The organism is Moorena sp. SIO4G3 (genome assembly GCF_010692305.1).
Taxonomy (GTDB): Bacteria; Cyanobacteriota; Cyanobacteriia; order Cyanobacteriales; family Coleofasciculaceae; genus Moorena; species Moorena producens_A.
In genome coordinates, this window is the sequence record NZ_JAAHIG010000011.1 from 81,403 (window position 1) to 104,559 (window position 23,157).

The window sequence follows — 23,157 nt, forward strand, 5'->3', positions numbered from 1 at the left end:
GTGATTATTTCGAGTCTGGGGCTAACTGTTGCGCTACTGTTTTGGGGTCTTTATCTATTTCCTTTGTATTTGGGTTGAGGTCGATGTCAGAATTTAGTTTTTGTGCTTTTTTAAATTTTTTAACAGCATTTTTTACATTTGGCTCTTTTTGTAAAATAGCCCTACCTTGTCTCACCAGAAATTCTGCTTTGGTTTTATCCTCCCAACTGGCATGCTTAAGACAAGCTTCTCCTGCTTTATTATTTTTAGGTGCAACGAGGTCAGGATGAAATTGCAGCTGATTACATCCCTCTTTTAACAAATTTCGCCAATCTAAACCCAGCCACAAACGCACTGTTCCGTCATAACTGCCACTGAGAATCTGTTTGCCATCTCGACTAATTGCGATATCAGTGACAGAAGCTTTATGACCTTGTAATGTATAGAGAGGTTGACCGGTTTCTGTGTCCCACAAACGCACTGTGTTGTCCCAACTGCCACTGAGAATCTGTTTGCCATCTCGACTAAAAGCGATCGCACTGACCCAACCTGTATGACCTTGTAAGGTATGGAGAGTAAGACCGGTTTCTGTGTCCCACAAACGCACTGTTCCGTCATAACTGCCACTGAGAATCTGTTTGCCATCTCGACTAAAAGCGATATCAGTGACAGGACCTGTATGACCTTCTAGTTGATGGATTAGTTGACCGGATTCGGTGTCCCACAAACGCACTGTGTTGTCGGCACTGCCACTGAGAATCTGTTTGCCATCTGGACTAAAAGCGATATCAGTGACACGACCTGTATGACCTTCTAGTTGATGGATTAGTTGACCGGATTCGGTGTCCCACAAACGCACTGTGTTGTCATAACTGCTACTGAGAATCTGTTTGCCATCTCGACTAAAAGCGATATCATCGACCAAACTAGTATGACCTTCTAGTTGATGGATTAGTTGACCGGTTTCTGTGTCCCACAACCGCACAGTGTTGTCATCACTGCCACTGAGAAGCTGTTTGCCATCTCGACTAAAAGCGATATCAGTGACATAATCTGTATGACCTTCTAGTTGATGGATTAGTTGACCGGATTCGGTGTCCCACAAACGCACTGTTTTGTCATAACTGCTACTGAGAATCTGTTTGCCATCTCGACTAAAAGCGATATCAGTGACAAAACTTGTATGACCTTCAAAGGTATGGAGAAGTTGACCGGATTCGGTGTCCCACAACCGCACTGTGTTGTCCCAACTGTCACTGAGAAGCTGTTTGCCATCTCGACTAAAAGCGATATCATCGACCAAACTAGTATGACCTTCTAGTTGATAGATTAGTTGACCGGATTCGGTGTCCCACAACCGCACTGTTTTGTCATAACTGTTACTGAGAATCTGTTTGCCATCTCGACTAAAAGCGATATCAGTGACATAATCTGTATGACCTTCTAGTTGATGGATTAGTTGACCGGATTCGGTGTCCCACAAACGCACTGTGCTGTCGGAACTGGCACTGATAATCTGTTTGCCATCTCGACTAAAAGCGATATCAGTGACATAATCTGTATGACCTTCTAATGTATGGAGAGGAAGACCGGTTTCTGTGTCCCACAAACGCATTGTGTTGTCGTGACTGCTACTGATAATCTGTTTACCATCTGGACTAAAAGCGACCTCCCGGAAAATAGCTGTATGACCTTCTAATGTATGGAGAGGAAGACCGGTTTCTGTGTCCCACAAACGCACTGTGCTGTCTTTACTGGCACTGATAATCTGTTTGCCATCTCGACTAAAAGCGATATCAGTGACAGAATCTTTATGACCTTCTAATGTATGGAGAGTAAGACCGGATTCGGTGTCCCACAACCGCACTGTGTTGTCCCAACTGCCACTGAAAATCTGTTTGCCATCTCGACTAAAAGCGATATCAGAGACCAAACTAGTATGACCTTCTAATGTATGGAGAGTAAGACCGGTTTCTGTGTCCCACAAACGCACTGTGTTGTCGGAACTGCCACTGAGAATCTGTTTGCCATCTGGGCTAAAAGCGATATCAGTGACAGAATCTTTATGACCTTCTAATGTATGGATTAGAAGACCTGTTTCTGTGTCCCATAAACGCACTGTTCCGTCGTCACTGCCACTGATAATCTGTTTGCCATCTGGACTAAAGGCGATATCAGTGACAGAATCTTTATGACCTTCTAATGTATGGATTAGTTGACCGGTTTCTGTGTCCCACAAACGTAATTTGCTGTCCAAACTGCCACTGAGAATCTGTTTGCCATCTGGGCTAAAAGCGATATTAGTGACCGATTCTGTATTACCTTGTAAACGGTTCCTTTCTCGTACGTTATCTAAAGCTGTCAATAAGCTAGAATTAATTTCATTGATCACTGTTGGTTGTAAGGATTTTTGGTAATCTTGAATTTTAGCGGTTGATTCAATAGCTTGGAGCAATTCTTCTGTAGTAGGTTTTACTGATAGAGAATACTTGATATTGGCAGCTTGTGCACGTAAGTCTGAGTTAATTGCCCGTTTACGAGATTGTAAGCCAAAATAAGTCGATAATACTAAACCTGTACCTAACCCCAGCATAACTGCGATCGCAACACCCCAATTCCGACGAGTATTGATGCTTTTTTGCCTGACGCTACGCTGCACAAACTCAACTTCTACTTGGTTCAGCCAGTTATTATCAGAATTGAGTACCTTTTTCAACAAATCAAGACGAGGGTTAGCATTCCAAAGAAACTTTGCCTGTTGCTGGCTTTTCCACTCCACCGCCGCAGGAGTCAACCGCCGTTGTAGAAGTAAATTTTCCTCGTCTAAATGTTTCCACTCCAGCAACCTTTGCCAACCCCGCACCAAAGCATCATGGGCTGGTTCCACATAGGCATTGCGATCAGCATCAACTCCATTAACCAATAACCGTACGTTAGTAAAGCGCCCAATTACTTCGTTCACTAAACCATCTTTCTGACCCGGATATTTCAATTCTGATAACGATACGCGCCTACGGGCTAATTCTCCTCCACCTAGTGCCACCATCCGTAACATTACATGACGGATTACTTGCTCATAAGCGGGATTTTCAAGAACGAGCAAATGATACTCTTTATCTGCCCTTTGAGTTAGCGATCGCATTACTCCCCCCAATTCACTATAATCGGCTTGAGTCAAGGCTCGGTCAATAGTAATACCCCTGTATTGTGCCTCCCGTTGCCGCCTTAAATACTTGAGGAATAATTCACTCAAGGCAAAAGACAGTAGGGGTAATGCTCCGGGCATATCCGCCACTTCATCAATTAATTTTTCTACTAATTCGTGGGGTTGAAAATACATTACTCGTGCTTGAGCCGGTTTTTCTATCGCTTCGTTGAGTTCCCCTCGTGTCATCGCCGGTACAATAAATCGTCCACTTTGCCAAAGATTTATCAGTACCGTGGTTCCCAATTGATTTAGTACTTCCGGTGCCAACTTTAAGCCCAAATCTGTGATTTGGGGTTCAAAATCAGACCGTAGGGTTAATACTACCCGTAATTGATCCCCATGGGCATTTATGGCTGTGAGTATCTGTTGGAAAAACGCCTTACGCTCATCTAAGTTTTGACAGAGTGTAATAATTTCTTCGCTTTGGTCAATAAACAGTAATAACTTAGAGTTGGGGTGATTTTTCGCCCAAACATCAATGCTCATTGCCAGGTTCTGCTGTGGGGTTTGGGCTGCTACCTCTGGTAACTTAGCATTACATAGCACATTATTTAATACTTCCAAGGGAGTCTCACCAGGACGGATGGGTGGCAAAATACACCATTTCTCAGTATTATCTTGCCGTAGTTTGGGAATTAATCCTGCCTTTACCAAGCTAGATTTACCCGAACCGGAAGCACCCAACACCACTGTTAGGGGATTAGCTTTGACAAAATCCTGTAACTTTTCTACTAGTAATGTTCTACCGAAAAACAGTGAACTGTGTTTCTCGTCAAAGGACTTTAAACCGCGATAGGGATTTTGTGACTCATCTAATGGTGGTGCGGGGGGTAAATTAAGTTCATGTCCGGGAGAAAGAAAGATATATTCTCCCTTATCGTGCTTATTTAAACACCAAATACCAGGGGTTTGTCGTATCCGGCATTTTTCTGTGGAAATTTCGACTCGATTCCGTAAATATAAATATAATTCTGTGGCTGTAATTACCCCATCTCCCGCCGGTTTACCATTGGTAGCAGGAGGATAGATATCTGCTCCACCTTCGAGGGCTTCTAATAATGCACTAGCAAAAGGGGAATGATTACCGACTTGACTGCGTTCCCTATCTAAATTAAAGTTATCTAAGGCTTTTTGGTCAGAAGCTGAGGAGGTAATGATTTGCCAGGCTGGGTCAGTAATAAAACGGTCATAACGCTCTTGGTGAATTACTTCTGGCGATGTGAGTAAATCCCTAGTACTCGACCATTTAAAAGCACCAGCAAAACAGCAGTCGAGGATACCCAAGAAATGACGACAGGGTAATTGACTTAAAGCATCGTGTAACTTGGTCATGGGCAGATAACTATTAGTATCCCCCAGGGATGCATCTTGAGGAATTAAGTAACCAGCCGGGCCATCATCCCCATTGAGAGCGACTCCATGACCAGCAAAGTAAAATAATAAGCGGTCATTTTCAGTGACGAGTTCGGGTAAGGTATGAAATAAAAATTTGTGGAAGTTAGACAGAGTTGCCACTTCGTCTAGGAAATCCCAGACTTTGTAATCATGCTTCTCGCGGAGAATTTCCACTAGTTTTTTGGCATCGTTTACGGCAGTGTTGAGGGGAGAAATGCCGTTGGTGTAGTTATTGATACCGATGATAAAGGCGAGATTGCGAGAAAACATGTTATGCTAAAAACACTGATAAAGATCACTTGAATACCCTTGATTGGCAGCATCAAAACTGGGATGCTCCCTATTTATTCCTCAAGATAATCTGTTGACTTTATGCAGAAATTATTTTTTTCGTAATAAATATTTACCTATTGAGGAAAGCATCGAACAGAGAATTGCTATAGTTTATGCTTCAACCTCCAACAATCCCCGTAAAGCCTCTTTCATCTCATCCTGACTAGTGGTTGCTGTCCCAAACTGACGCACCACAATGCTAGCGGCCAAATTCCCCAAAACCGCTGCTTCCCAGTAGGAAGCCCCTAGACACAAGCTCAAGGTCAGGGCTGCGACCACCGTATCCCCAGCACCAGTGACATCAAATACATCGGTGCGATTAAACGCTGGGATATGCTCAACCTTACCATCACGACCAAACAAACTCATCCCCTGTTCACCACGAGTAATCAGAATTTCTTCCCCTTGAGTCAGTGCCAACAAATCTCTACCAGCTCTCAACAAATCCTCAAAACTCTTAATCCCATAGCCCACTGCTCGCTCCGCTTCTGGCAGATTAGGAGTAAAAACTCTAGCGCCATGATAACGGTCCAGATCCTTCTGAGTATCTACAATGGTGCGGTCGTGAGACAAAACCGCTTCAATCACTGGTGGTGTAAACACACCATCTCCGTAATCAGAACAAACTACAGCATCCACCTCACCTAAATGCTGTCGTATTTGTGCTGCCAACTCTAACTGCTTATCCCGGTCGGGCAATTCATCTGACTTGCGGTCTATTCGTACAATCTGCTGAGTCACCGACTGACGGGCATGACCAGCAATCCGGCTTTTGGTCACAGTTGGTCGGTCTGGATCAATCACGATCGCATTAGTATCAATCCCCACCTCCTCAAACATCGTCCGCAGCACTTGCCCTTGAGGATCTTTACTCAAAAACCCAGCTACCTTAACTTCTGCTCCTAGCTTAGCCAGATTATAAACAGCATTTGCCCCACCACCAGGAGTTTGACGAGTGGTTTCATGACGTATTATTAATACTGGAGCCTCTCGTGAAATTCGTTCCACTTCACCTGTGAGAAACTCATCAAGAGTTAAATCACCAACCACGAGCACCTTGGATTGCTTAAAACCATCAATGAGCTCAAACAAACGGGGAGCTGAAGCAGCTAGTTGAGTTTTGAAAGATGCAAATTCAGTCATATAGCAAAGAGAGTAGGGAGTAGGGAGTAGGGAGTAGGGAGTAGGGAGTAGGGAGTAGGGAGTAGGGAGTAGGGAGTAGGGAGTAGGGAGTAGGGATAATAAAATTTAATTTACCTGATAACTGTGATAAATGCTATAGTTTGGTATTCATTAGTTTCTCCTTACTGTTACTTTAAATACCAGCCCTAACATCTCTAAATCTTCCCCAGTTAACATACTGCTCTTAGTGCGCCCAGTCAAAATAGGCCGAGAGGGCAGGATTGCTCCAGTGGTAAAAGATTGCACCTGAGCCCCATTTCCAGACGAGGATGTAGAATCGGAGCTAGGGGAACAGGCAGTAACCGGTAGTAATAGGACTAAAAGAAAACCTAGTAAGATTTTTTTGTTCATTGTTTTTTTTCTTGATCATCAAACTGTGAAGATTATACTTTGGCTAAGGGAAAAATTTAATTTTTTTATCCCAGATTCCGCCGATCAAGTTGTAGTATTAAAGTAATACGCTAATAATTCTGTGTAGCTTGGCGATTTTTTTTACCTATAAATAGTTAATTTGGCGCTATCGGTGTTTGATCAGCCACAGATAAAGCGTGATTATTACGTATTACACTGTCAAGTCTAGAATGTGGGTTTTATTGAAGCAAAATTAGATAAACTGAAGACAGCTTTTTCAATTTTTTCAACGGGTCTCATGCAGCCAGCTCCTCAAGCGATCACCACAGATTTAGTCTTAGTTGGCGGTGGTCACAGCCATGCGATCGCTCTCAAAAAGTTTGCCATGAAACCTCTGCCTGGTGTCCGTATAACCCTGATTACCGACAATGCCCACACCCCCTATTCGGGAATGCTACCAGGTCATGTTGCCGGTTTTTACAGCTACGATGAAGCTCACATCGACTTGCGTCGTCTGGCGGTGTTTTCCAAAGCCCAATTATATTTAGACCAAGCGATTGGTCTGGAGTTAACTGAAAAGAAAGTCATTTGTGCCAATCATCCCCCTGTTGCCTTTGATTATTTATCCATTGATATAGGCAGTACGCCAGCAACGGTTGGAACACCTGGTGCAGCTAAGTATGCGATTCCTGCAAAACCGGTTCCCCTGTTTTTGGCAGCCTGGGAGCAAATCGCTGCCCAGGTCGAACACAATCCCATGGGTCCTCTCACCTTGGGTATTGTTGGGGGTGGAGCTGGTGGAGTAGAACTGGCTCTCAACATGCAAGCAAAATTGCATAAAATTTTAACCGATGCTGGTCAACCGACGGAGAAGTTACAAATTTATTTATTCCATCGAGGCACACAACTGTTACCCCAGCACAATCGTTGGATCCGGGGTCACTTAGAAAAAATTTTATTCCAACGAGGAATTAGAATCCATTTAAGGGAAGAAGTGAGTCAAATATCTGCTGATGCCGATCAATCCCAACCCCTCAAGGTGATCTGTGACTCTGGCTTAAAAATCGAATGCCACCATGTCTTTTGGGTGACTCAAGCCTCGGCTCCCAGTTGGATTAAAGCCTCAGGACTGGCCACCGATGAGCGAGGGTTCGTTCTCGTTGCCGATACCTTACAGTCGATTTCCCATCCCCATGTCTTTGCTACTGGAGATATTGCCACCATGCAAAACTACCAGCGGCCTAAAGCTGGGGTATTTGCTGTTCGTCAGGGAAAGCCATTATTTGAAAACCTGCGACGGATTGTCTTAGGGCAAAAACTGCTCCCTTACCATCCCCAGGCTCGATATTTAAGTTTAATTGGCACCGGGGACAAACAAGCGATCGCTTCTTGGTCATTTTTGGAGTGGCGCTCACCGCTGCTGTGGCTATGGAAAGACCAAATTGACCGCAAATTCATGGATAAGTTTGACGATTTACCGTCAATGGAAGCGGAAGAACCAAGCAGTAGGGGAGATCAAGAGTCCCAAAGACAAGAAGACAATCTCTCCAGTTCCCTGTTGCCATCACCGATTAGCAAACCCAAAATGCACTGTGCAGGCTGTGGTTCAAAGGTGGGTAGTACAACCCTAGAAAAGGTGATCAAACGGCTGCCGATCATGGGAGGAGCCGATATTATGATTGGATTGGGGGACCCAGATGACGCAGCTGTTTTGCAAGTGCCAGCCGGTCAACTGCTGGTACAGACAGTCGATTATTTTCGTAGCTTGATCGATGACCCCTATATCTTCGGTCAAGTTGCCAGCAATCACTGTTTGAGTGACATTTTTGCCATGGGAGCAACCCCTCAAAGTGCCTTAGCCATCGTTACCATTCCCTACGGGACAGACGAAAAGATCGAGGAAACCCTCTATCAATTGATGTCGGGAGCCAATAAAATCCTCCAAGACTGTCAGAGTCCCTTAATTGGTGGTCATACCACTGAAGGCGCGGAATTAGCCTTTGGTCTGTCCTGCAACGGGCTAGTTCATCCCGACCAACTTTTGCGCAAAAGTGGGATGAAACCTGGGCAAGTGTTGATTCTAACCAAAGCTATTGGTACAGGAACACTGTTTGCAGCTGATATGCGCTACCAAGCTAAAGGTCGCTGGATTGAGCAAGCCCTTGAATCCATGTTGCTCTCCAATCAAACCGCTGCCCAAGTCCTTCTTGAATCCGGCGCAACAGCCTGCACTGACATTACTGGATTTGGGCTGTTCGGACACCTGTTCGAGATGGTAAAAGCCTCCCAAGTGGGAGTTGAATTAGACTTAGATACTATACCGATTTTGCCAGGAGCCATAGAAACCGTGCAAGCAGGAATTACCAGTTCCCTACACCCTCAAAATTTACGACTAGCCATCTACATCAATAATGCTACCCAGGCTAGTGATTTAGCCAAATACCAGTTGTTATTTGACCCTCAAACCTCTGGTGGACTCCTGGCTGCTATTCCAGCTGAAAACGTTGATGAATGTATCAAGAAGTTGAAAACATTTGGCCACAAGCAAAGCTCCTTGATTGGTAGGGTTATTCCTGCTCCGGAAACTATGCCAATTACCCTGAGGAATGTAGAATTGAGAATTGAGAATTGAGAATTGAGAATTGAGAATTGAGAATGCAGTATTGGGCATCTTGCCTGTCCTTAGTCATATCATGTCCGTCTAATCGCTTACGATAAAAATTATCCGCGTCCCCGCGTCCCCGCGTCTGGAGCGTCAGCCTTAATGATAAGTATTCAACCGGACATGATATCACTCTTAATTGCAGAAAAACCACAAAGGCACAAAGTTCTCAAAGGTTGATCAGGGACTGTTGCAGCTATCTTCATTATCTCGTGGAACAGGCATCTTGCCTGTCATTAATATTGTTGACACTCCCCGCGTCTTTAGACCGGGGAGTGTCAAATGGAAGCAGCAACGATAAACGCTTCCCGATTCCCGATTCCCGATTCCCGATTCCCGATTCCCGATTCCCGATTCCCGATTCCCTATTCCCTCATGACAATTAGCAAAAGCCATACCTACTTTACACCGGAAGAGTACTTGGAAATTGAACGGGTTAGTCCCATCAAGCATGAATATCTTCAGGCTCAAATTGTTGCTATGGCAGGTGCGAGTAAAGCCCATGTCATTATCACAGGAAATCTCTCGGCTTTACTAGTAAAGCATTTACGTGGTAAAGGTTGCATCTCTTATGCAACTGACATGAAGGTTCGCTTGCCCTCCTTAAATCTCTTCTATTACCCCGATTTAGCTGTAACCTTTGACGACAGGGATCGCTACTCCAATGAAGACTTTATTATGCACCCCAAACTGATTATTGAAGTGTTATCAGACTCCACCGAAGCATTTGATCGAGGTGAGAAATTTGCCGACTACAAGACAATCGCAGAATTTGAGGAGTATGTGCTACTCCACCAAAAACAAATTCTAGTGGAGCAATTCCAGCGTAAGTCAAACAATCTGTGGGTTCCCCAGATCTATCGAGCCGGAGACACAATCAAGTTTACCAGCATTGGCTTTTCTTGTGCGATCGCCAAGCTCTACGAAAATATTGAGCAGCTGTTATAAGGCTTTTCCTAAGTCTTCGCCGAGCTCATCATCATCAAGCTCACCATCATCATCATGATTCCCATCATCATCATCCGTACCAATATGCTGTTGAATAGTTTTGTCACTCAACCAGAATCTTAATTGACACTCCCCACGGTTAGAAACCGGGGGATTCTTGGTTCAACGAGGTTACTTGCTCTCCCAGGCCGGAGCCAAGAAGAGTAGAGGTATCCTCTCCCCAAGCGTTGATTAAAGTTCCGGTGTGCCCCACCGTACCCAAGGCTCTTGTAAGAATATTTTTAGCGGCGTTGTGGTCTCTGTCTAGTTGACAACCACACTTACAAGTATGGGTTCGAGTCGATAACGACTTTCTCACCACCTCACCGCAGCTGGAACAATTTTGGCTGGTGTACGCCGGATTTACTGCAACAGTTATCCGGCCAAACTTTTTTCCAAAATATTCCAACCATTCCCGGAATTGGTACCAACCTGCATCATTAATAGACTTGGCAAGACAATGGTTTTTCACCAAGTTTTTGACCCTTAAATCTTCATAGGCGACCAGGTCGTTAGACCGGATTACGCAACGTGCCGGAGACGAAACCTTAGATAGTGGAGCCTTTATGGGTGTTCGGCTTTGCATAAAAGGGTTAAATCTTTTGTAATAAGGCTCCACTATCTTACGGTAACTTCTAACCAGTCTCTTGGCGTGTTCTTTACGTTGCCTACTTATCTTAAGGTGAGTTTTGCCCAACCTATTAATCGCTTTCTTACGGTTAGCAGAGCCTTTCTTTTTTCGGGAAACCCGACGCTGATAAAACTTTAGACGTTTTTCGCCTTTTCTGTAAAACCTAGGATTAGGTTCGGTGTGACCATAAGAGTCTGTGTAAAATTCTTTTAGTCCCACGTCCAATCCAACCGTAAAACCAGTCGCTTCTAGTTGTTCGTGATTATCTACTTTGACGCAAAATTGAACATAGTAGCCATCCGCTCTCTGGACTATTCTGACCCGCTTGATTAGTTTTTGGTCGAAGCGCCACAAGTCCCATTTACCTTTGAGCTTGACTTTGCCAATACCTTTTTTGTCGGTAAATTTTATGGACTTTTTGTCTGGGGATAATTTCCATCCAGATTGCTTATATTCCACTGAGCGAGAATGCTTTTTGAAACGGGGATAGCCTTTCTTTCCAGGTACCTGATTTTTGCAGTTATCGAAAAATTTTTTTATCCCCCGTTCTACATTTTGTTGAACTAAGTCGAAGAGTCGCCTCTTCTGACTCGTCTTCAAAACCGTACGTGACACTTTCGCATCATACGGCTCCTCATTATAGTACTTTAAATCCATGACATTGGCTCCTCTTAGAATGGGNTGTGTTACAGGAATACTCAGCTGTGCCAGGACCGGTGATTTTGGGGCAGGATTCGCGCAATTCTAGTGATATGTTGGCCACAGCTTTAGCTAAGGGGCTGACTACAGCAGGTTTAGAGGTGTGGCACCTGGGATTATGTCCCACTCCTGGTGTTGCCTACCTGTGTAGTGCTACAAGTGCCATCGGGGGTGTGATGATTTCCGCTAGTCATAATCCTCCAGAAGACAATGGGATTAAGTTTTTTAGCGGGAAAGGCACTAAGCTATCTCAGGAGCTGCAAAAGCATATAGAAGCTGGATTGAGGGGTTTTACTGATCAGGGTGTAGTGAGTAAAACCCAAGGGAAGTATCACTATCGCCCAGGGTTGGTCACCGATTATGCCGCAGCACTTCATTGTCCTCTGAAAGGAGTGACGAATTTACAAGGGATGAAGATTGTGCTGGATTTGGCTTGGGGGGCAGCAGTGCGACTCTCAGGACAAGTGTTTGAGCAGTTGGGGGCACAAGTGATCTGTTTGCATGACCAGGCAGATGGCGATCGCATTAATGTCAATTGTGGCTCGACTCACCTCGAACCCCTCAAAGCTGCGGTAAAAGAATACCAAGCAGATCTTGGGTTTGCGTTTGATGGTGATGCAGACCGATTGATGGCAGTAGATGCCCAGGGTCGGGAGATCAATGGAGATTACATCCTCTATTTTTGGGGTCAAACCTTACGTGCTGCCCAAAAGCTTCCAGAAGACCTAATGGTAGCAACGGTAATGGCAAATTTAGGATTTGAACGAGCCTGGAAGCAGTTGGGGGGTAAATTCCTACGGACAGCAGTCGGAGATCAGCATGTCCAAGCTAAAATGCTCCAAACTGGAGCTATGCTAGGGGGTGAGCAATCGGGACATATCATCTGTCACCATTATGGTTTGACTGGGGATGGCATGTTAACTGCTTTACATATAGCTTCTTTGGTGCATGAATCTGGGATGACCTTAGGGGAGTTAGTAGACCAAAGTTTCCAGACTTACCCCCAACTGCTGCGTAATGTCAGGGTAGAAGACCGAGAACGCCGACGTGGATGGCAAGAGTGTGAGGCCATCACGAATGCGATCGCAAAAGGGGAAGCAGCCATGGGAGACCAAGGTCGAATTCTGGTTCGTGCTTCTGGTACTGAACCCCTGATCCGGGTGATGGTCGAAGCCGCCAATTCTCAACTTGCTCACCACTGGACATCAGAGTTAGTTAATGTCGTTGAGCGATATTTAGCTAACTGATTAGTTAACTGATTCACAAAAATGCTTCCAGCAACTGCTCAGCATATCACTGGCATAGTTAACTTATATCTTTGTTGACTCAGATCGTTTCAGTGATCGGGTTGTGTTGACGGTTTATGGTTGACGGTTTATGGTTGACGGTAAATCATCAACCCTGATCTGAGTCTCTCTTCAGGAGAACTCCTTGCCCATCTACGGTCAAAAACCAAATCGGTGGAAAGCATCAGGAAAAAGGGTTTTTAACCCTGAACTTAATATTTTATAGGGGTGCATAGGAAACTATTGGCAGTATTTTCGTTAGTTGATAGCTGACGAAATGCTTGGTTGTTTGCAAGGTTCCAATAACGCCATGGCTACCTCACCCTAACATTAAAACTCCCGTTACTTTGGCTAAATTAGTCAAAGTCATGGGAGTTTTTTAGCTTGTTTTTCTATCAATAAAGGTTAATCATGCTAGTTTTCGTAATTCCACTCAAGAGTCGAAATATTTCCAAATCTTGGAAGTATCTAAATTATTTGAACGCTGTGTCAAATCAGTATGTTATCAAACATCATCGGAATTTAGAGTAATCGTTGTTTGTAATGAAAAGCCAGAGATTACATTCAGTCACCCCCATATAATTTATCTTGAGGTTGATTATCCTACTCCCAAAGAACAAAACCCCATAGCTAGAGGTTTGACAGACAAAGGACGTAAGGTTTTGAGAGGATTAACCTATGCTCGTCGATTTGACCCAACTCATGCTATGAATGTCGATGCCGATGATTGTGTTAGCAAACAGTTAGCGGAATTTGTTAGGAAAACTCCTCAGGGAAATGGCTGGTTTATTAATAGAGGTTATAAGTATCGAGATGGGGAAGATTGTTTATATTTAAAACGAAAACAATTCTATCGAATGGTAAGCATTCAGCAATCAGTGGTCAGCCGTCAGCTAATCAACGGGATGTAGTAAACAAGCTTACGGGCTAGTACGGCTGGTTGAAAATCCTTGCTTGTTTTGCTCATCTGACCCCGTGCAGTTAAAGCGCCTGCTAGTTGATAGTTGATAGTTGATAGTTGATAGCTGATAGCTGATAGCTGATAGCTGAGGGCTGAATGCTTACATCGAATGTCGGGGACAGCGAACATTCTTAGATGGGATTTATTAGAGTTACCTGAAAAACCTGAATACAATCGGGGTTATGGCTACTACAAGTTCTATATTGATCATGAGAAAGTAAAAGGTATTCTTGCTAACAAGGGAACCCCTCTAGAACCATTACCCTTTTCCGGTAGTGTTTATATCCTTGGTACTGGTGAGAATATATCAGCAAATGAAGACAGATTATCCTTTAACATCTTCAATCGAAAGGCGTTGAGCAAATCAATTTGTGATGACTTTGGCTTATACAAGCTCCCTTGACCATCGCGCAAACACCAATTGAAACTTGAACATGCCAAATTAGAAAATAATAACATCGATAGACAATGGGACGGTTCTGCCATGGTCAAAGGTCGGTCAAAATCTAAGGCATCAAAGAAAGGGAAAACGCCATCTGAGACCACAACCTTAAATCTGAAGCAACAGTTAGCTCAAAAACGGCGAGCGCAACGGGAGCGTAGAGAAGTCATCCAAATCATCACTATGACAGCAGCTTTTGGAGCGATTATCGGGGTGTTGCTGGCTCTGGTGGTTGATCCTAAAGCTGGTGCAGCTGCAGTAGCTGGTCTGCCTTGTCTGGTTCTGTCCTATAAATATCCTCGCAAAGCACTTTGGGCATTCCTGATCTATATGCCTTTTAGTGGCACAATCATTTACTCCATTGGCAATAGTCCACTGCTCCAGCTGGCTAAAGATGGTATCTATATCCCTGCTTTGATTGGTCTAATACAAGAGTGTAAGCAGCAAAGAAAACCGATCATAGTAGCCAAGTCCCTAATGGTACCCTTAGGCATTTTGTGCGCATCAAGTTTGCTGACACTCTTGTTTGCTAATGGTGCCCAGCAACTACTTCCCCCCTGTTCAGATTTACCAGGGATGCGTAGAGGTGTAACCTGCGACGATGGACAGCCGATACTAATGGGAATTTTGGGTTTGAAAGTTTTTTTGGGATACATTCCCTTAATCTTTTGTGCCTACTACCTGATCCGTAGCAAGAAAGAATTACTCTTCCTCTCAAGGATGTTCACAGTTCTGGCTATTATCTGCTGTAGCCTTGCCTTTATTCAGTACATGATGCTGAAAACTGGTAGATGCGCTGGAACCCAATTCAGAGAAGGGGCTGCCTTATTCAAAGCTTCCCTAGATGCTAGATGTTTTGTGGGTGGGTCTTTACTGTATAGTCCTCAAGTGGGACAAATCCGCTTACCGGGAACTTTTGTTGCCCCTTGGCAGTGGGGCTGGTTCCTGATTTCTAATGCCTTTTTTACCTTTGCTACTGCTTTCAGCGACCCCTCAGCTCGTTGGCGAAGTGTTGGTTTAGGTGCCATGGCATCGGTTTTTGTTCTGGCAGTAGTCTCTGGTCAGCGGATTGCTCTGGCTTTGGTGCCAACCGTAACTGTAATCTTGCTGGTTTTAACGGGTCAAGTCACTAACCTTAAACGGTTTTTACCTATTCTGGGGGGATTAGGACTTTTATTGGGAATTGCCGCAACTGCTTTTCCTGAAGTAGTTCAGGAACGGATAGATAGTTTTATCGGTCGTTGGCAAGCTGCACCAGCGGATGATTTTATCCTTCATCAATTTGCTTTTACCTGGCATAGACTCAGAGGCTCATTAATTGGTCTGGGATTAGGACGAGCGACCAACTCTGCTCGTGTTTTCGGTAAAACTAGTTTGGTAGAAACTTGGTTTCCCAAAGTGATGCATGAAGTTGGTCCGCTGGGGCTGCTGGCTTTTCTAATATTTGTAACTGGTATTACTGTACTTACCTTCAAGGCTTACCGCTCAGTGAAAAACAAGGATTTGCGGAGTATCGGTGCCAGCTATTGGGTACTTATTTTGTTTATTAGCTACCAAACCTATTACTATCCCTTGGATGTAGATCCAGTGGCAATCTATTATTGGTTGATGACTGGTGTTATCCTCAAGTTGCCCGAAATAAATCGCCAAGAACAAGAGGAACTACAGAAACTAGAGGCAGAACAGACAAACGATCCTAAACGTAAAAAGAAACGAGGTATCAAGACATCGAAAAAGGGAACAGGGAAACGGCAAAAGGGAAAAGGCAAAAGGCAAACGGTTTTTTCTACAGGTCTGCACGGATAACTGTTCCGTGTACTAAGCTGGTATTGGTTTTACCTCTTAGCTTGAGAATTCTCGAACTTTCCATAAAACCACGGATGTCCAAAGATAGCATGTTAGTTAAACTGTTATCGATTGTCGGCATTATCAGCAGTTAAATGCTTAAGGACAAAGTACTCACAACAACGACAATGATTTCTGTAATTATCCCTACTTACGGACGGGAAGACCCTTTGCGGGATACCCTAGAAGATGTCCTGAAGCAAGACTACCCTGCTTTTGAAGTACTGGTTGTCGATCAAACTCGAAACCACAAACCAGAGATTCAATCCTATTTAGAGCAGCTGGCTAATGCTGGTAAGATTCGCTGGTTCCGGGTTGATTGGGCGAGTTTACCTGGGGCAAGAAATTATGGGGTAAGGCGGGCATCCGGGGACATTATTGTGTTTATCGATGATGATATCAAGATGCCACCGGGGTATTTAACTGCTCATGCTCGTAACTATGAACAATCCCCAGAGATTGGGGCAGTAGCAGGACGAGTATTTGACCGGATGAAGCTAGCGGAGAAAGGAGCAGCAGCAGATTCCCCCACTCCCTCTTACACGATTGAGGACTTGCCTAAGGAGGCCATGGACCCTGGGATTGCATGGTATTACATAGACTTAGTCCATACGGTGAAGCCTCAACGGGTGATCTCAGCCCGAGGCTGCAATATGTCTTTCCGCCGGGAAATTTTTACGAAGTATGGGCTGCACTTTGATGAACAGTTCCGGGGGAGTGCGGTTCGTGAGGAGTCGGATTTTTGTTTGCGATTTAGGCGCACTGGTTATCAAATTTGGTATGACCCAGATGCTTATTTAGTCCATTTAGGAGAAGAAACTGGGGGGTGTCATGATATTAGTACGCGATCGCTTGAGTATCAGTTGACCTTTTATCACAACCATTTCCTGATGGGGATGAAAAATCTTACCCTTAGTGAACAGCTACGGCTGTTTGGTCGTCTATTTGATTGCCACGTCTTAGGGAATCCTCCTTGTAATAAAAGTGGTTCCCCGATTAAAATTATTAGCCGCGCTGGTTTCTACATGTTGGGCTTTTTAAAAGCACTTGGTACACGCATCAAATCTATCTGGGATGATGGTCAAATTTATAGTCGGCTAGACCGTTATAAGGTTGAAGGTTAGTTGGTTGAAGGTTACAAGGTTTAAGGTTACAAGGTTGAAGCTTGTTCGCGTAGCGTGGCCTTTTGGCCAAGGTTACAAGGTTGAAGCCAGTTTTTAAAACTTAAAACTACGATTAAGTAAACCTAATAAGCTCTTGCATCTTTAATTAAAAGCTTTAAAATTTATGATTAATAATTCAGGGTAGTGGTACACAAGTAGTGATTTTAGCACCCGAAACCTTGATCAGACCGTAGCCAAATCACTACATCTTTACCACTACCCAACCTTTAACCTGCCACCGTTAACTGTCAAAAAATTACCCATGAAAATACTAGTTGCTAGCCACTCCTATATTGTTGACCTTAACTGCGAGAAGTTACGAACACTCGCTCAGTTAGAACCTAATATTGAGGTAACTGTGGTGGTTCCCCGGCGCTGGCGTCCTGGTGGTGTCCAAAATCGCATCATTGAAACCCAACCCCGTGAGGAAGGTTCATTTCGGGTGGTACCAGTGTCTAACTTTAGTGAAAATCATCAGGGGCTGCTGACCTTTGGCCTAGATATTATCCCTTTATTGAAACAGTTTCGCCCCGACATTATTCAAGTGGAACAGGGAGCTAAGGCATTAGGTTATGCTCAATTTATTACCCTAAATAAGCTATTGGGACTGAAGGCAAAAAACCTATTTTTAACTTTTTGGAATCTGCCCTACCAAGTGAAATTTCCGGTCTCTGTGTTGGAAGGGTATAACCTGCGCCATACCGATGGACTGATTTGTGGGAATCAGGATGGGGTAGAAATCCTGCGACAACATGGTTATAACGGACCAGCTAAAGTAATGCCCCAATTGGGGGTAGATGAAAGCCTGTTTCGTCCCCAAGCTCAACCAGATTTAAAACAGCAGTTGGGAATTCAACCCGATGACTTTGTGGTGGGATTTGTGGGACGGTTTGTAGAGGAGAAGGGATTACTGACTTTAGGTAAAGCCCTAGCTGGGTTATCTGGGATGCAGTGGAAGTTGCTGCTACTAGGGCGTGGTCCCCTCAAGCCGATATTGATGGAAAAGGCGGCAGAATGGGGAATTAAAGACAAATTAATTTGGATTGAGAGTGTTCCCCATGATGAGGTACCTCGTTATATTAATGTGATGAATACTCTGGTGCTACCATCAGAGACTAATTATAAGTTTAAAACCTTAACTAGTGTAGGTTGGAAGGAACAGTTTGGTCATGTGCTGATTGAGGCTATGGCATCTAAAGTACCAGTAATTGGTTCGGATTCTGGAGAAATTCCCTATGTGATTGGGGATGCTGGGTTGGTGTTTCCTGAAAAAGATGAGTCCGAGTTACGACATTGTTTACAGCAGCTAATCAAGCAACCAGAGTTGGCTGAGAAATTAGGAGATTTGGGTTATGCACGGGCAATGGAGCAGTATACCAATAAGGCGCTAGCTAAACAGCTATTGGATTTTTATGAGGAATTAATGCAGAATTAATAATTTAGAATTAATAATTTAGAATTAATAATTTAGAATTTAGAATTTAGAATGTAGAACTTAGAATTTAGAATTCACAATTTTAGAATGTAGAACTTAGAATTTGGAATTCTGCATTCTTAATTCTGCATTCTTAATTATGCATTCTACATTCTTCATTCTTCGCTACCACCTCTATGGACTGTTTTCACCCATTTCAAGCGTTTAGGACGCACAGACATCCGAGCGGTAGTAGCGGCCATCACTAGCATCCAGTGCAATAGATAAAGGTTTCCCCTCAAGGTCTGCAAGAGAGGAACCAACAGGTTAGAAACACGTAATCGTCGATTTTGATTGGTGCGGCGCAGCCCGACCAACATCCCAATCACTGATACGGTGACAGTTAGACCAGTAATGGGGCTAAAAATAGGTAGACGGTTACGGGCAATAGCCATCAAACAGTCTGGTACAGCAGCAGTGGGCAAAAAGTACTGGATGATCAAGTAGGTAAATAAATCTATAGTTTTCCGCAAACCTAGGCGGTTACTTACAATTAAACGCCAGTAATCTAGATAGCGCTGGTACCCCCCTTCTGCCCAACGGTTCCGTTGATGCCAGAGTGCGATCGCACTGGTGACTCCTTCTTCTTCTACTGGCGGGTAATTGAGAAAGCCAATATCCCACTGATCGAGGTGTAGGCGAATGGTTAAATCTAAGTCGTCGGTGATAGTTTCTTCATTCCAGGCACCGCAACGCTGTAGTGCGGAACGCCGGACAAACTGACCATTGCCCCGCAATTCAGCAATCCCACCCACTGCTATACGTTGCTGTTGGAAATAGCTGTCTAGAGCCATTTCTGCCATTTGCCCTCGTGTCCAGAAATTCAGTGCTGCATTTGCGATCGCTTTTCTGACCTGCACTGCTCCCACTCGCGGGTTATTAAATAAGGGCAACACCCGCCTTAGCATATCTTTGGGAACTTTAGCATCTGCATCAAATACTGCTACAATCTCCCCTTTCGTTAAACCCAGTACCTGATTGAGTGCTCCTGATTTCCCTCCCCCGGCATTAGCACTCCGGTGCAGTACCTTCAACTGGTCGTATGTTGCTGCTAACTTATCTAAGATTTCTGGTGTTTGGTCAGTACTGTAATCGTCAATTACCCACAGTTCATACTGATTTTTGGGGTAGTCTAATTGACACAGAGACTGAACTAAATTACTGATGACACTTTCTTCATTTTTTGCTGCTACTAGCAGAGACACAAAGGGAAAATCGTCTTTCTCCTCATCTAAACAGGGTTGAGGGGTTTTTAACGGTTGAGCCAGCAATAATCGTAGGGAATGAATTCCTACGATCGTTGTTAAGCTCAAGCTCACCCAGATCCCCCAAGACACCAAATGCAGTGCTATTGTCATGCACCACACTATGGTTAACACTAAAGCTGCTTTGCGTCGGCGTCCTTCTAGTCCCTGGAAAAATAAGGTAGTTTCAAACTCTTCCTCTGACAAGTTAGACAGCATAGAGCCAAGTTGGTTCAGCTCTTGGCTTGGCGCTTTTTCTGACCAGGAATTCTCCGACATAAGTTATGTACTGCAACTACCAACGAAGGCCACTAATGCCTTATTCTATCCGAAAGTGTTACAAAATTGTTAATTTCTATCAAGGAAGGTATAGTTTAGGACATAAAATCTGATCTGGGGTGTCAAGGGAATAGGGAATAGAAACATTTGTTAACCTTTACTTGGATTGCTATCGACTACTATCAATAGGGTTATCTTTTAGGTTAAGTCTGCCTCAAGCCTGAATCCTCAATCCTCAAGGCTAATCCCTATCATTTATAACAGCCAGAGTTCCCGCTAGAAAACTCTGGCGACAGGCATGACGCTGAATCTTACCACTAGATGTCTTGGGAATAGTACCTGGTTTGAGTAACAGAGCAGTATGAACCTGCAAATCGTGATGTTGTAATACTGCTCGTCGGATTAACCGGATTAACTCTTTGGTATCAAGGGCATGGTCTTTCGCCCCATTACCAGGATCAGAAGTAGCTAGCCGAGTAGATTTCCAATAGCTACGTTCTACCTCAGCAATCACCACTAACTGTTCCTCACCAGCAATATTAACTGAAAATCCTGCCGAACACGTCGGTCTGAGCAAGGAGTGGGTCTTTTCTACGGTCCATTCAATATCTTGGGGATAGTGGTTACGACCATTGATAATGATCAGATCCTTCAGACGACCAGTAATAAATAATTCACCATCGACCATGAATCCCAAGTCACCGGTACGCATAAATGACTCCTCCCCCATCGATGCTAGAGTTACGCGAAAGTTGCCTTCTGTTGCTGCCGGTTGATTCCAGTAACCTTGGGCAATGCTTGGTCCTGATACCGAGATTTCTCCGACTTGTCCTGGGTCACATGGGGTTAAGGTTTCAGGATGGATAATTACAATCTGCTGGTCTGGCAGACTTTGACCACAGCCTACTAGGGTAAGGGTACCTTCTTGCTCAACAGTAGCTGGCACAACTTTATTTTGCTCTAATGCTGCCCCTTCAACTGTTTTTAAGACAATTGGAGCGCTTTTGAGACCACCAGAAACCATTAAGGTGGCTTCAGCCATGCCATAGCAAGGGTAGAATGCTTCTCGGCGGAAGCCACAGGACTCAAACTTTGTGGCAAACCGCTCCAAGATGGCGGAGTTAATTGGCTCAGCTCCGTTAAAGGCAATATCCCAACTACTCAAATCCAAGTTTGTTAGTTGTTCCGGCTTGATTTTGCGTACGCATAAGTCGTAAGCAAAGTTTGGTCCGCCACTGCTGGTAGCTCGATAGTGGGAAATCGCTTTTAACCAGCGGATTGGACTTTGCAAAAACATCAACGGGGACATAAGCGTAGCTGGAAAGCCGCCGTATAGAGGTTGGAGTATGCCACCAATCAGACCCATGTCATGGTACATCGGTAACCAACTCACCACACTGCTGTGGTCGGTGTGCTCAAAATACTGATAGATAGCAGCTGAATTATGGACTAGGTTGCTGTGGCTAATCATCACTCCCTTCGGCTGAGCGGTTGAACCAGAGGTGTATTGGAGAAAAGCCATGGTGCTAGCATCTATAGCTGGTTGCTGCCATGATTGAGCTAAGTTGCTGTTGATGTTTTCTGTGGCTACCCACTGCAGTGTCTTCAGTTCTGGAGCCTGAGTAAACCTGCGCTCTAAATTAGACAGGATTGCTTGGGTAGTTAGGGCTACCCTTGCCTGGGAATCTTTGACAATTCCCTGAACACGGACAAGGGAGCGGTTGGGTCTGGGAGGATAAGCGGGGACAGCTACAACCCCAGCGTACAGACACCCAAAAAATGCACAAATATAGTCTAGACCAGGAGGATAAAGGAGTAGGGCAGTTTCTCCTGGGGAATATATTGATTGCAGGTGAAACGCGATCGCTTGGGCTTGTTGCTCCAACTGTTGGTAAGTCAGAGTGACCTGTTCGGTTTCTCCATCCACCAAAAAGGTATATGCGATCGCATCTGGCTGGTTAACTGCTCTGTAGCGCAGGATATCAACTAACGTTGCTGCTTGGAGAATAGTTTCTGACACCTTTTACCCCTGCACTCAAAAACTGACATAAACAAAACTTACACAAAACATTTCAAACCATTACTTTAGCCTAATTACCCCATCACCAACTATGCTCCTATTTAGAAGTTTTAGGCTAATAGCTTCGAGTAGTAATAATTTATTTTCCTGGATTTTTTAACATAAATTGCCGAAATAATCCAGCAATTATTAAAAATATCCCCCTTCTCACACTCTTACCGAAATTACCTATTTCCTAGTTACACGAATTTGCTGCCCCGAGGCCATCCAAACAACTGTAGTTTGTAAAAGAAATTGGGGAACAAAGCAAAGAGGTATTTGAATATTTTAAAGCTAAAAGGCTCATCATAAGTTCCCACCCATTCTTTGTTTTTCTCAATCCAGCTGGCGATTGTATTAGCCACTTTTTCAGCAGGAGGAGCAGAATTGACTCGGTTGGCTCGGATTTTATAACCTTTTTCATTGAGACGGTTCACTGGTGCCCAAGCCAAGGGACCGCTGATCACACCAGGACGGTAAAGCCTCATGCGAATTTGATGATTGCTGGCGTGGTAAACGATTGGTCCAACACCTGACCAGTAATAGTGCAAAGCGATTTTACCAGAATGATAGACTGGACCAAAACAAGAAGGGCTACCATCTGCAATCGAACCAATAGCAACCACATCCAGGGGTCGCTCGCGCTTTAGCTTGGCTGCTTCCAGGGCTACCAATGCTGGCCAACTGTAGTTAACACGGTTCATTGATTCTACTATCTCAACCAGTGGCACTCCTCCATCCCCTACTTCAGTTTCGATTTGTCCTGCATTCAGGATAATCACATCGGGGTCATACTCAAGCAACTTTTGGGCATCCTCAAGGGTTTGTTGTTGAGACACACACAATGTATTGAAATAGTCACCTTCGAGGGTTTCTTGACGGGTGACACCAACTACTTGCCAACCACGATTGATGTACTCTTGACCTAACGCACTGCCGAGGGTGCCGGAAATTCCTGTGATTACAACAGTTTTCAT

15 protein-coding genes are annotated in these 23,157 nt (G+C 44.3%); 8 read left to right on the plus strand and 7 right to left on the minus strand.

Going from position 1 to position 23,157, the window contains the following annotated elements; genetic code table 11:
• Nucleotides 1–4: 4 nt before the first annotated feature.
• The 3 genes from F6J99_RS03860 to F6J99_RS03870 all read right to left on the minus strand — a co-directional run bounded on the left by F6J99_RS03860 (nucleotide 5) and on the right by F6J99_RS03870 (nucleotide 6,448).
• Nucleotides 5–4,852 (minus strand): caspase family protein, encoded by a 4,848-nt coding sequence (locus F6J99_RS03860; RefSeq protein WP_293111778.1) that lies wholly within the window; start codon nucleotides 4,850–4,852, stop codon nucleotides 5–7.
• 174 nt (nucleotides 4,853–5,026) lie between these two features.
• On the minus strand, nucleotides 5,027–6,058 hold the full coding sequence (locus F6J99_RS03865) for a PfkB family carbohydrate kinase (RefSeq protein ID WP_293111779.1): 1,032 nt from the start codon (nucleotides 6,056–6,058) through the stop codon (nucleotides 5,027–5,029).
• A 150-nt stretch (nucleotides 6,059–6,208) separates the two neighbouring features.
• Nucleotides 6,209–6,448 (minus strand): hypothetical protein, encoded by a 240-nt coding sequence (locus tag F6J99_RS03870; protein WP_293111780.1) that lies wholly within the window; start codon nucleotides 6,446–6,448, stop codon nucleotides 6,209–6,211.
• Between the two features lie 298 nt (nucleotides 6,449–6,746).
• Between F6J99_RS03870 and selD the strand changes: the two genes are divergently transcribed.
• Both selD and F6J99_RS03880 read left to right on the plus strand, forming a co-directional pair.
• Nucleotides 6,747–9,080, plus strand: coding sequence for a selenide, water dikinase SelD (gene selD, locus F6J99_RS03875; protein WP_293111781.1), 2,334 nt, complete (start codon nucleotides 6,747–6,749; stop codon nucleotides 9,078–9,080).
• Nucleotides 9,081–9,485: 405 nt separating this feature from the next.
• The gene (locus F6J99_RS03880; protein ID WP_293111804.1) at nucleotides 9,486–10,058 is read left to right on the plus strand and encodes a Uma2 family endonuclease; all 573 of its coding nucleotides are present in this window, start codon (nucleotides 9,486–9,488) and stop codon (nucleotides 10,056–10,058) included.
• Between the two features lie 139 nt (nucleotides 10,059–10,197).
• Here the strand turns inward: F6J99_RS03880 and F6J99_RS03885 are convergent, their stop codons facing one another.
• Complete coding sequence (locus tag F6J99_RS03885) at nucleotides 10,198–11,385, minus strand: transposase (RefSeq protein WP_293111782.1); 1,188 nt, start codon at nucleotides 11,383–11,385, stop codon at nucleotides 10,198–10,200.
• Nucleotides 11,386–11,411: 26 nt separating this feature from the next.
• On the opposite strand from F6J99_RS03885, the gene glmM reads away from it, so the two are divergent.
• The 6 genes from glmM (at nucleotide 11,412) to hpsO (ending at nucleotide 18,559) form a co-directional block, all read left to right on the plus strand.
• Nucleotides 11,412–12,674 carry a phosphoglucosamine mutase gene (glmM, locus tag F6J99_RS03890; protein ID WP_293111783.1) on the plus strand — a complete coding sequence of 421 codons (1,263 nt, stop codon included), beginning with the start codon at nucleotides 11,412–11,414 and terminating at the stop codon, nucleotides 12,672–12,674.
• A gap of 497 nt (nucleotides 12,675–13,171) precedes the next feature.
• Nucleotides 13,172–13,624, plus strand: coding sequence for a hypothetical protein (locus tag F6J99_RS03895; protein WP_293111784.1), 453 nt, complete (start codon nucleotides 13,172–13,174; stop codon nucleotides 13,622–13,624).
• Between the two features lie 159 nt (nucleotides 13,625–13,783).
• Nucleotides 13,784–14,077 (plus strand): hypothetical protein, encoded by a 294-nt coding sequence (locus tag F6J99_RS03900; RefSeq protein WP_293111785.1) that lies wholly within the window; start codon nucleotides 13,784–13,786, stop codon nucleotides 14,075–14,077.
• A gap of 18 nt (nucleotides 14,078–14,095) precedes the next feature.
• Entirely contained in the window at nucleotides 14,096–15,922 is a 1,827-nt protein-coding gene (hpsL, locus tag F6J99_RS03905) for a hormogonium polysaccharide biosynthesis protein HpsL (RefSeq protein WP_365972543.1), read from the plus strand.
• A gap of 167 nt (nucleotides 15,923–16,089) precedes the next feature.
• On the plus strand, nucleotides 16,090–17,085 hold the full coding sequence (hpsN, locus tag F6J99_RS03910; RefSeq protein ID WP_293111786.1) for a hormogonium polysaccharide biosynthesis glycosyltransferase HpsN: 996 nt from the start codon (nucleotides 16,090–16,092) through the stop codon (nucleotides 17,083–17,085).
• Between the two features lie 301 nt (nucleotides 17,086–17,386).
• Nucleotides 17,387–18,559 (plus strand): hormogonium polysaccharide biosynthesis glycosyltransferase HpsO, encoded by a 1,173-nt coding sequence (hpsO, locus tag F6J99_RS03915; RefSeq protein ID WP_293111787.1) that lies wholly within the window; start codon nucleotides 17,387–17,389, stop codon nucleotides 18,557–18,559.
• 155 nt (nucleotides 18,560–18,714) lie between these two features.
• Here hpsO and F6J99_RS03920 read toward each other — a convergent pair whose 3' ends face one another.
• From F6J99_RS03920 to F6J99_RS03930, 3 genes are all read right to left on the minus strand, one after another.
• Nucleotides 18,715–20,121 carry a glycosyltransferase family 2 protein gene (locus F6J99_RS03920; RefSeq protein WP_293111788.1) on the minus strand — a complete coding sequence of 469 codons (1,407 nt, stop codon included), beginning with the start codon at nucleotides 20,119–20,121 and terminating at the stop codon, nucleotides 18,715–18,717.
• Nucleotides 20,122–20,362: 241 nt separating this feature from the next.
• Nucleotides 20,363–22,141, minus strand: a complete 1,779-nt coding sequence (locus F6J99_RS03925) for a fatty acyl-AMP ligase (protein ID WP_293111789.1) — start codon at nucleotides 22,139–22,141, stop codon at nucleotides 20,363–20,365.
• Between the two features lie 239 nt (nucleotides 22,142–22,380).
• Entirely contained in the window at nucleotides 22,381–23,157 is a 777-nt protein-coding gene (locus tag F6J99_RS03930; RefSeq protein WP_293111790.1) for an SDR family NAD(P)-dependent oxidoreductase, read from the minus strand.

What these genes read in the sequence shown, in the direction of transcription:
- F6J99_RS03860 (WP_293111778.1), bottom strand. Translation starts at nt 4,852, where the DNA reads ATGTTTTCTCGCAATCTCGCCTTTATCATCGGTATCAATAACTACACC.
- F6J99_RS03865 (WP_293111779.1), bottom strand. Translation starts at nt 6,058, where the DNA reads ATGACTGAATTTGCATCTTTCAAAACTCAACTAGCTGCTTCAGCTCCC.
- F6J99_RS03870 (WP_293111780.1), bottom strand. Translation starts at nt 6,448, where the DNA reads ATGAACAAAAAAATCTTACTAGGTTTTCTTTTAGTCCTATTACTACCG.
- selD (WP_293111781.1), top strand. Translation starts at nt 6,747, where the DNA reads ATGCAGCCAGCTCCTCAAGCGATCACCACAGATTTAGTCTTAGTTGGC.
- F6J99_RS03880 (WP_293111804.1), top strand. Translation starts at nt 9,486, where the DNA reads ATGACAATTAGCAAAAGCCATACCTACTTTACACCGGAAGAGTACTTG.
- F6J99_RS03885 (WP_293111782.1), bottom strand. Translation starts at nt 11,385, where the DNA reads ATGGATTTAAAGTACTATAATGAGGAGCCGTATGATGCGAAAGTGTCA.
- F6J99_RS03900 (WP_293111785.1), top strand. Translation starts at nt 13,784, where the DNA reads ATGTCGGGGACAGCGAACATTCTTAGATGGGATTTATTAGAGTTACCT.
- hpsN (WP_293111786.1), top strand. Translation starts at nt 16,090, where the DNA reads ATGATTTCTGTAATTATCCCTACTTACGGACGGGAAGACCCTTTGCGG.
- hpsO (WP_293111787.1), top strand. Translation starts at nt 17,387, where the DNA reads ATGAAAATACTAGTTGCTAGCCACTCCTATATTGTTGACCTTAACTGC.
- F6J99_RS03920 (WP_293111788.1), bottom strand. Translation starts at nt 20,121, where the DNA reads ATGTCGGAGAATTCCTGGTCAGAAAAAGCGCCAAGCCAAGAGCTGAAC.
- F6J99_RS03930 (WP_293111790.1), bottom strand. Translation starts at nt 23,157, where the DNA reads ATGAAAACTGTTGTAATCACAGGAATTTCCGGCACCCTCGGCAGTGCG.